At 73.0% G+C, this 9,199-nt stretch carries 7 protein-coding genes and 1 pseudogene; 5 read left to right on the forward strand and 3 right to left on the reverse strand.

The features are described from left to right. Nucleotides 1-829 (reverse strand): annotated as a pseudogene (locus GA0115242_RS02440) (cellulose-binding protein); the annotation flags it as partial. A gap of 899 nt (nt 830-1,728) precedes the next feature. Here GA0115242_RS02440 and GA0115242_RS02445 point away from each other — a divergent pair. From GA0115242_RS02445 to GA0115242_RS02455, 3 genes are all read left to right on the forward strand, one after another. Next, nucleotides 1,729-2,265: a hypothetical protein gene (locus tag GA0115242_RS02445; RefSeq protein WP_093823988.1), complete on the forward strand. Its 537-nt coding sequence runs from the start codon at nt 1,729-1,731 to the stop codon at nt 2,263-2,265. Further along, a complete protein-coding gene (locus GA0115242_RS02450) occupies nt 2,262-3,005 on the forward strand; it encodes a hypothetical protein (RefSeq protein ID WP_256089358.1) in 744 nt (247 codons plus the stop codon). Before GA0115242_RS02445 ends, GA0115242_RS02450 begins: the two co-directional genes overlap by 4 nt. A 62-nt stretch (nt 3,006-3,067) precedes the next feature. Next, nucleotides 3,068-3,706: a hypothetical protein gene (locus GA0115242_RS02455; RefSeq protein ID WP_093823990.1), complete on the forward strand. Its 639-nt coding sequence runs from the start codon at nt 3,068-3,070 to the stop codon at nt 3,704-3,706. 57 nt (nt 3,707-3,763) lie between these two features. Here GA0115242_RS02455 and GA0115242_RS02460 read toward each other — a convergent pair whose 3' ends face one another. Then, on the reverse strand, nt 3,764-4,756 hold the full coding sequence (locus GA0115242_RS02460; protein ID WP_161352970.1) for a LysR family transcriptional regulator: 993 nt from the start codon (nt 4,754-4,756) through the stop codon (nt 3,764-3,766). A 411-nt stretch (nt 4,757-5,167) separates the two neighbouring features. Further along, nucleotides 5,168-5,935, reverse strand: coding sequence for a DeoR/GlpR family DNA-binding transcription regulator (locus GA0115242_RS02465; RefSeq protein ID WP_093823998.1), 768 nt, complete (start codon nt 5,933-5,935; stop codon nt 5,168-5,170). A 981-nt stretch (nt 5,936-6,916) separates the two neighbouring features. On the opposite strand from GA0115242_RS02465, the gene GA0115242_RS02470 reads away from it, so the two are divergent. Both GA0115242_RS02470 and GA0115242_RS02475 read left to right on the forward strand, forming a co-directional pair. Then, a complete protein-coding gene (locus tag GA0115242_RS02470; RefSeq protein WP_161352972.1) occupies nt 6,917-7,711 on the forward strand; it encodes a DeoR/GlpR family DNA-binding transcription regulator in 795 nt (264 codons plus the stop codon). Nucleotides 7,712-8,324: 613 nt separating this feature from the next. Beyond that, nucleotides 8,325-9,199 (forward strand): hypothetical protein (locus GA0115242_RS02475; RefSeq protein ID WP_141721461.1); only part of this gene is annotated, 875 nt, incomplete at its 3' end.

Genomic DNA, 9,199 nt, shown 5'->3' on the forward strand with positions numbered 1-9,199 from the left:
GGGGCGGCGGCGCCGGGACCGCGGGCGCCGCCGCGAGCGTCCGGCGCCGTCTCGCCACGTAGACGCGGCCCTTCCAGCGCAGCGTCCCCGCGGCGATCACCGGGGCGAGCAGGGCGCCGTCCAGGCTGAGGCAGGTGAAGGCGGTACGGCACCGCGCGCAGGTGTCGAGGTGCTGGAGCAGGCCGACGGGCGTGGACGGCGCGCTCTCCCGCGCGGTGGCGTCCAGCAGCCCGGCGTACGAGCGGCAGACCGGGTCGTCGAGGTGGAGGCCGTGGGCCAGGCGGCAGCGCTCCCTGAACTCCTCGCGCACCCGGTCGACGTCGGTGAGGACGTCCGGGCTCGGGCGGCCGAGGCGGCGGGCCAGCTCCTCGACGGAGATGCCCTCCACGCAGCTCCACCAGAGGAGTTCGGCGTCGTCCGCGCCCATGGCCCGCAGACCGCGCACCGCGAGCGGCGGGGTGCCCTCCCGGCCGCCCCGGTCTGCTCCCGCGGTGCCGAGCCAGGTCAGCAGGTCCGGCGCGAGGAGCTGTCGGCCCGCCGGGGTCGCCGCCCAGCCCGCCGCCGTGTCGAGGACCGTCTGGACGGCGGCGGGCACGGTCGGCAGTCCCTCCAGCCAGGACCGGTCGCGCGGCGCCGCGCACCCGCCGTACCGCACCACCTGGTCGGCGAGTTCGTGGGCCGCCGCCCGGTCGACGGTGCACAGGCGCGCGTAGGCGAGGACCGGACCGCGCCGGTCCTCCCAGAGCCGCAGCCCGATGGCGGGCGCGCGCGGACCGCCCTCGATGACGGAGTGCCGGTCCGGCAGACGGGAAGGAAGCCAGTTCGACAAGGTTCCTCTTTCGTGGACGCTCCGGAACACCCGGCACTCCGGTGGTCCTGAAGGGAAAGCCGGCGGTTGCCGCGCCTCGCGGAATCGCGCGGTGACGGACACCTCGGGTGCCGCGTCGCACCTTGGCACGGCATTTCCGTCCCGGCAAAACAGGATGCCCGACCGCATTTCATTCCGATAACGAGATCGTGAGGAAAAGGGGAGGGTGCGGCGAACCGTTCACCCGCCTTTCTCCGACTTCACCGGACCCCACCGTGTGGCCCCTGCACGGGCTTTGTCCCGGTGTTTGAACATGCCATTTTGGCTTTTGTTCAGGATTCCGTTCACGGGTCGTAGTCGCGGCCCGGTGCCGACCGGTCGAAGTTCGCCGGTAGGGGTAGGTTTCGGGGCCTGTGCCCGGCTACCTTGAGTGAGTCGCGGGAAGGGAAAGGCGTGGTGCGGCACGCTCCGGCGCACCGAATTCCGGAGGGGGCGCGGGCGTCCCTCGCGGTCGGTACCCGGTCGTTCCGCCTCCGGAGGCGCGGGCTCCGTGGACCGCGTCGTCACAGGCCAACTGCTCACCGGGTGCGATCAGTTGTTCCGGGGCGCGCGGAGCGGAACGGTGCGGTGTCCGGGGGAGGGGCGGGCCGCTCTCGTCGCGTTCACAGGGCACGGGCCCCTAATAAAGCGGACCTATACGAGCAGAACATACCCTCGCCCGGGTCATCCACAAAGACTCGGCAGCGCGCGGGGATTTCGGTGGTGGCGGCCCGCCGTCCGGTCGCAGGATGGCGAACGGCTCCGGTGCGATCCGGCGGACGGACCCCCATTCCCGTCGTCCGGACCGGGCTCAGGAGAGACCGCTCCGGGCGAGCGATCCCGGAGAACGCGGTCACCGCAGAGAGAGGAAATTCGTCCCCATGCAGTTCACGACGAGAAGGAGCAGGGCCGCGGCCGCCTCGGGCGCCGGTGTCCTCGGAATCTTCTTCCTTGCCTCCCTGATGGCCGGCACCGCGGGTGCCGAGCCGCACGGCGACGGCTCCCACTGCGCCTACAACATCGGCAGCAAGGAGCAGGAGTGCTTCGGCACCAGGACCGAGGCGCAGGCGTTCGCCACCCAGCAGATCAAGGACAACGCCGCCGGAGCCCAGACCGGGGTGGAGAAGCCGAGCGACGTCGTCATCGGCACCCTGTTCGAGCACTGGCAGTACGGCGGCAGGTCGATCACCCTCTGGGGCAGCAGGCCCTGCCACGCCGACGGCAAGGCCGACTTCTACTTCAACCTCCCCGACGACTGGAAGGACCGCGTCTCCTCCGTGCAGGGCTGGGCCGAGTGCGACATCGTGCTGCACTCGCAGCCGTACCTGGGCGGCGTCGAGTCCGCGCCGCTCAGGGACCTGACCCCGGTCATCGACGGTCCGTTCAACGACCGCGCGCAGTCGGTCGAGTTCCGGTGACGGGGCCGCAGCGGCGCACCCACCCGTCCGCCGGGTCCGGCGCCCCGTCCGCCGCGACCGGCGCTCCGTCCGCAGGGACCGGCATCCCGGGTGACGGGGCCGGCATCCCCGGTGACGGTGCCGTGCGCGGCCCGCGCCGTCGTCCGCGCCGGACGGCCGTCCTCGTCGCCTCCCTGATCGTCGGGAGCACGCTGACCGCCGCCCCCGCGGCATGGGCCGACGACGCCCCGCCCACCGCCGCCGAACTGCTCGCCAAGTGCGACAACGGCACCAGGAAGTGCGTCTTCCACCCCGGCGGCGCCCCCGTGAAGGTGGCGGGCCCCACCCGGAAGGTCGGCGACGAGGACTACAACTGCACGTCCCTGTCCCAGCGTTCGGGCATCGGCTGGTCGGACACCACCGAGGACTCCAACAGTCTCGGCCTGTCCATGACGGTCGGCGTCGGCTGGGAGGGCGTCTTCAGCGCGAGTGTCACCACCAGCTTCGAGCACGCCTGGAAGCACGCGGTGACGGAGAGCTCCACCACCTTCGTGGACATCCGCCCCGGCCACGTCGGCTGGGTCACGCGCACGCCCGACCTGCAACGGGTCTCCGGCACTTACGAGTTGATCTTCAAGGACCGGTTCCGCGGCCACCGCTACTGGTACGTGCCGTTCGAGGCGACCGGACCGCTGGAGACCAGCACCATGGCCCAGCGGACCCGCCCCATGACCCCCGCCGAGAAGGCCGACCACTGCTGACGGCACACCGGTCACGGCCGACGGCGGACGCCGCGGGCGTCCGCCAGAAGGGAACACACATCATGCTGCGAACGCGCGACCGCGCTCGCCGGGCGGGCACCCTGGCCGCCCTGGTGGTGGCGAGCGGCTGCCTCGTCGCCGTGCCGTCGGCTAGGGCGGACGACGGCCCGCCCTCGGACGCCGAACTCCTGGCGAAGTGCAACAACGGCACCCGCAAGTGCCTCTTCCACCCGGCGGGCGACCGGAGCGTCTTCCCCGGGACCGCCCACCAGGTCGGCGCCTCCGTCTACAACTGCACCGAGGATCCGCAGAGTTCGGCCAGGACCTGGGAGGACACCACCGGCGAGTCCAACTCGATGGGGGTCTCGCTGCGCCAGGAGTTCGAGCGCAAGTTCCCCTTCGGGCCGGTCTTCAAGCTGGCCTTCGAGGAGTCCTACCGGCACACCTGGTCCTCGTCGCACACCGAGAGCCAGACCACCGTCCTCAACGTGCCCGCCGGGGAGGTCGGTTGGGTGACCAGAGCGCCCAAGCTCCAGAAGGCCGCGGGCACGTACGAGCTGATCTTCAAGGACCGGTTCCGCGGGCACCGCTACTGGTACGTGCCGTTCGAGGCCACCGGCCCCGCCGACGACGAGACCAGCGTCAAGACCCAGCACACCCGCGCGATGACGGACGCGGAGCGCGGCATGTACTGCGGATAGGGCTCCGTCCCGTGTGCCGCGCCCGGTCCCTGCCGGGCGCGGCACACGGGACCGGCCTCAGTGCCGCCCGTGCTCGGGGGCCGCTCCCTCAAGGGCGGCCCCCGAGCGCTGTGCCGTCGTCCGGCCGTGCGCGCGCTCCAGCGGGTACTCCGCCGCCTTGGAGAGCGCCGACAGGACCTGGTTCAGGCACGGGGGTGTCGTCAGCGTGCTCCACACCGCCGTGAAGTGGGCCGCGGGCGCGTCGACCACGTCGAGCGTGACCAGTCCGCGGGCCGGGTGCGCCGCGTAGGAGAGCGGCTGGAGCATCACCGCGTCCGTGGCGCCGAGCCGGGTGTGCGCGACGCTCAGCCAGGTCTCCCGCACCGCCCGCTCGGGCGGCGCCAGCGCGGCGAGCCGGTGCACCGCGCGCCAGTGCCCCGGATGGCTGGAGCGCGGCCAGCTCAGCCACTCGTAGCCGGACAGGTCGGCGAGCGTCAGCGGGCCGCCGCCCGCCAGCGGATGCTGCGGTCCGACGACGGCGCACCACGGTTCGGGGCCCACCTGGTGACTGGCGATCCTGGCGGCCGGGAAGGCCACCTCCAGGCCGACGCCCAGGTGCACGCTCCCCTCGGCGACGGCGGCCCGCAGACCGAGTTCGGTGCGCTGCTCGCACCGCAGCCGCAGTCCGGGCGCGATCCGCTCCAGGAGCCCGGCGGCCCGCGGCAGCAGCCGGTGGGCGGCCGACGCGGTGTGCCCGACGACGAAGACGACGCCGTCCCGCCGGGCCAACTCCTGGGCCTCGACGACCGCTTCGTCCATGGCCTCCAGGATCGGCTGCATCCGCTGCCGCAGCAGCAGGCCCGCCTCGGTGAGCCGGACATGGCGTGTGGTGCGTCGGAACAGCTCCACGCCGAGCCCTGTCTCCAGGGTCCGCACCTGCGAGGACACCGTCTGCTGGGTGAGATGGAGGAGGGCGCCGGCCCGGGTGAAGTTCAGCTCCTGGGCGACCACCATGAAGGTTCTCAGCAGACGCATGTCGATCAGGTCGGTGCCTGGTGTCCCGCCGGTCATGCTTCTCCCTCGGCTGGGTGCGGATGGTGCTTCGCCCGTCGGTACGGGTGCTCGGGTGTGCTCGCTCATCCGCGCGGGAGTGCGCGTTCGCCCAGGAGCGCGCCCGGACGGCGCGGGGGAGTCCGCGATCAGGCCCCGGACGGTCGGCCACGGCGGGTCCCGGGCGTCGGGAGCGGTACGCGACGGGACCGGCGAGAAGGGGAGGAACCGCAGGTGGGAGCGGGTCAGCGGTCCGGCGGGGCGAGGGCGGGACGGGTCGGCCGCGCTCCCTGCGCGCTGCTCCGGGGGTCGCCCGGCGCGGTCGCGTGGAGCGGGTTCATTCGATCACCGTTCCTGAGCGTTCCCGGGGTGGGGGAACGACGGGGGACCGGGGGCGCGGATCCGCGCGGAGGGTGCCGTGGGCCCGCCGGGTCAGGGGACGCGCACGGTGGTGACCCGGACCCCGGCCGCGGCGATGGCGTCCAGGTCGGGGCCGCGGGCGCCGACGTCGGTGATCAGATGGTCGAGGTCGCGCGCCGGGCAGATGCGGGCGAAGGTGGCCCGGCCTACCTTGCTGCCGTCCGCGACCGCCAGCACCGTCTCGCCGCTGGTGACGAAGGCCCGGTTGGTCGACGCCTCCAACTGGTCGTGGGTGGTGCAGCCGTTCGCCGCGGTGATCCCGTCCACCCCGAGCACCGTCACGTCGGTGTGGTACTCGGCGAGCGCCTTCTCGGCGGCCGGGCCCACGAGTTCCCAGGTCCTGCTGCGCGCGTGACCGCCGACCACCACCAGCGAGACATCGGTGTGCGGCACCAACTGGGCCGCGATGTCCAGGGCGTTGGTGACGACGGTGAGCGGGCCGCGCTCGACGAGCAGCCGGGCCACCTCCGCCGTCGTGGTGCCCCCGGTCAGCCCGACGACCGCGCCCCGGGGGATCAGCGCGACGGCGGCCTCGGCGATGGCCCGCTTCTCCGCGCGGGCCCGGCCCGCCCGCCGGACCGGGGGTGTCTCGTCGTGGTCGTCACCGGCGACGGCGCCCCCGTGGGTGCGGCGCAGCACCCGCCGCTCGTCGAGGTACTGGAGGTCGCGCCGCACGGTGGCGGGGGAGACGCGCAGCAGCCCGGACAACTCCACGACGTTCGCGCTGCCTTGGGCCGTCACATGCTCGACTATGCGCGAGTGACGCTCGGTTCTCAGCATGCGGTGATCGTCCTCGTCGATGGCTCCGGTCGCACCCAGCGACACCGGACCGCCCCCTTCCGTCGCGCGGACACAGCGGGAACTCGCCCGCGTCACGCGGGTGTTCAGGCTCTCTGGCGCGTTGGACTGTACCTGTTCGACGTATCGGACGCCGCCGACCGCCCTCCGGGGCCCGGCGGTGCGCGGGGTGGCTCCCACCTGCTCGGGACGCTCGAATCTGCGCAATGTCATCACCGTGTGAACAGTTTCAAGCACTTGACGTGATCGATTCTGCTCTGTTTACTCCCTTGCACACCGGGGTGCGAAAACCCGGTCCAGAGGTGCACCCAGCCGGTAGGCGCCGTTCGGCGGCGTGAGCCCGGACGGAGTCGCCAGGCCGCCCGGGGCGGCTGAGGCGGGGTCGCACCCGCGCACGAGGGAGCTGGGCCCATGAGCCTGGAACGCGTCGGCCGCCGCCGTGGCCGGGGCCGGCGGGTCCGCCGCCGGCCGGAGAGGATCCACGGCGCACTCTTTTACGGGTGCCATCGGACAGGGTCGTAAAGCAGACGCTTTCGACCGCCGTATGGATAAGGCGTTCCGGCGAGAAAACGCTTTCGTGGCCGCGTGTTGTTCCGAAGCCTCTCCCGTCGATGTCGAGCGCCTTATGTCCCGTTTTTTGGAACCCGGTCCTTGCGGGGAACCGAAATACTCAGCACCCTTGATCACTTCAACAGGATGTGGGCGGCGGAACGTTAATACGGCATTACAGTTGGGTCATTATTGCCGTCCTTTGAGGCGCCGTCACGGAAAAGTGACGGAAGGCCGGAGGAGCGGCACCGAAGTGGTCGCTGTAGCGAAAGGTCTGCCGATGATGGGGTGCGGTCATCCCGACGCTTCATGGGCGCCGTTCCCGGGACCGGGGACCCCCGGCCGCGGACGGACCGCGGGGACCTCCGGCGGCAGGGGCCGATGCCCCCGGCGGCGGATCCGGCGGTCCTGTCGATGAGCGAGCGCACGCGCGACGAGCGCATCTCGATCCTGCTCAAACTGCTCGTCCAGCGCGGGGAGTTGAAGGTCTGCTCGCTGCCCGCGATCCTCGGCGCCTCCGGCGCGACCGTCCGCAGGGACCTCGCCGTGATGGAGGAGAAAGGTCTCATCAGACGTTCCTACGGGAAGGTCGCGGCGGCGGGCAGCAGCGCCGAACTCCCGGTCAGCCTGCGGCACTCGCTGAACATCGAGGCCAAGCGGCGCATCGGCGCCCTGGCGTCGTCGCTGATCCCCTACCGGCCGCTCACGCTGGCCCTCAGCGGTGGCAGCACCGTCCGCTTCGTCGCGCGGAACCTCGCGGGCCGCGCCGATCTGACGGTGGTCACCAACGGGCTGGACACCGCGGCCTCCCTGCTGTCGCGGCAGGCCGTCGACGTGATCGTCACCGGCGGTCACGCACGCCCGCTCTCCAACGACCTGGTCGGGAAGGCGGCCGAGAAGACCCTGCGCTCCTGCCGCTTCGACTACGCGATCGTCGGCGCCGACGGCATCAGCCCGGAGGCGGGCATCACCCGGCACAGCGGGAGCGGCGCCGGCATCGACCGGATCATGCTCGAACAGGCCGACCACCGGATCGTCGTCGCCGACAGTTCCAAACTGGGCAGGACACACGCCGCGAAGATCGCCGACCTGGACTCCGTGCAGGCCATCGTGACCGACTCGCACGCCGACCCCGCGCTGGTCGCGGCGCTCCGCAGGATCGGCCTGGCCGTGACGCTGGTCGTGGTCCCGCCCGCGGCCAGGAAATGACCGCCCGGCATTCGAGGCCGTCGGTTTCCCGCGCGCGGATCACGACACCACCGCATTCGCCGTCACCCGGCCCGGCCTCGGACATCACGGCGGCAAGGGCGACCGCGGCGTGGATTTCGGTGACACGGGCATCGGCGCGACGGCTTTCCGCGACGCCGGCACCGGTTCCGCGGGTTTCGGCGGCGGGCGAGGCGTTCCCACGGGATTCCGCGCCGCGGGCCCCGGCCCCGTGGCATTCCGCATCGGGCGCCCCGGGCCCACGGCATTCCGGGTCGGGCGTCCTGGCCCTCCGGTATTCCGGGTCGGGCGTCCTGGCCCCACGGCATTTCGTGCCGGGCGCCCCGGCCCCACGCGTTCGCGTTCTCCGTCGACCGGTCCGGGCGGATTCCGCTCCCCGCCGACGGGTCGCGTCGGTTTCCGCGTCGCCCGTGCCGGTTCCGTCGACACCGGCGCCGTGCGTCTCGGCCCCGTCAGATTCCGTGACGCGATGTCCGGCGCGGCGCGTTCGCGCCCGTCTCGACGAGAAGCCCGGTTCCAGAGCCAGGGAGAACCCCACCATGACCACGCAGAGCACACCGGTGCCCCGCCCGCTGCGGCGGCGGTGACCCCGGGCATGTCACCGACCGTCTTCGCGCCGCACGGCCGCGCGCTGCCGCCGGGGGACGCCGAGGTCCTGCGCGACCTGCGCGGCGGCGACTCCTCCCTGCTGTCCCTGCTCCAGCAGCGGCATCGCGGCGCGGCCCTCGCCTACGCCTCCACCTGCACCCCGTCGCCCGACGTCGCGGACTCCCTGGTCTCCGGCGCCTTCACCCGGCTGCGCGACCGGGTCGCCTCGCCCCACCGCCTCGACGAAGGACCCCACGCGGGCTGCGTCCGGCTCCAACTCCTCGAATCCGTACGGCTGGACGCGGTGACCGCGGCGGTCAGGTCACCGGGCTCGTTCCACCGGACCTTCGTCGACTGGCTCTGGGACGGCGCCGTGTGGCCGCTGGGCCAGGACGACCGCTGGACCCTCGCCTACGAGGCGCTGCCCGCCGGACCGCGCTGCCTGCTCTGGCACTCCCTGGTCGAACGGGACGACACCCCGGCGCTCTGCGCGATCAGCGGCCTGGCACCCGCCGACCTCACCATCGCCCTGCGCCGCGCGGAGGACGCCCTGCGCCACTCACGGGCGGCGCTGCGCACCGAGCGGCCGGACGGCGCCGGATGCGCGCCCTTCCTCGACCACCTCACCCGGCGCCCCGACGCGCCCGTGCCGCCCGCTGTCCTGGCGCATCTGCGCGCCTGCGCCCGCTGCCGTGCCGTCCACGAGGAACTCGGCGAGCTGCCCGACCGCGTCGCCCACCACCTGCCGCCGCGCCTGCTGGGCTGGTGGCCGGGCGAGGAGTACGCGCGGGTCAAGGCCAGGCGCCGCACCCCGGGCAGCGCGCCGCGCGTCGGGCCGGTGCGCCCCCGCCCCGGTTCCGCCCCGCCCGCGCGGCACCGGCG

This window comes from Streptomyces sp. SolWspMP-5a-2 (assembly GCF_900091845.1).
Taxonomy (GTDB): domain Bacteria; phylum Actinomycetota; class Actinomycetes; order Streptomycetales; family Streptomycetaceae; genus Streptomyces; species Streptomyces doudnae.

What these genes read in the sequence shown, in the direction of transcription:
- GA0115242_RS02445 (WP_093823988.1), top strand. Translation starts at nt 1,729, where the DNA reads ATGCAGTTCACGACGAGAAGGAGCAGGGCCGCGGCCGCCTCGGGCGCC.
- GA0115242_RS02455 (WP_093823990.1), top strand. Translation starts at nt 3,068, where the DNA reads ATGCTGCGAACGCGCGACCGCGCTCGCCGGGCGGGCACCCTGGCCGCC.
- GA0115242_RS02460 (WP_161352970.1), bottom strand. Translation starts at nt 4,756, where the DNA reads ATGACCGGCGGGACACCAGGCACCGACCTGATCGACATGCGTCTGCTG.
- GA0115242_RS02465 (WP_093823998.1), bottom strand. Translation starts at nt 5,935, where the DNA reads ATGCTGAGAACCGAGCGTCACTCGCGCATAGTCGAGCATGTGACGGCC.
- GA0115242_RS02470 (WP_161352972.1), top strand. Translation starts at nt 6,917, where the DNA reads ATGAGCGAGCGCACGCGCGACGAGCGCATCTCGATCCTGCTCAAACTG.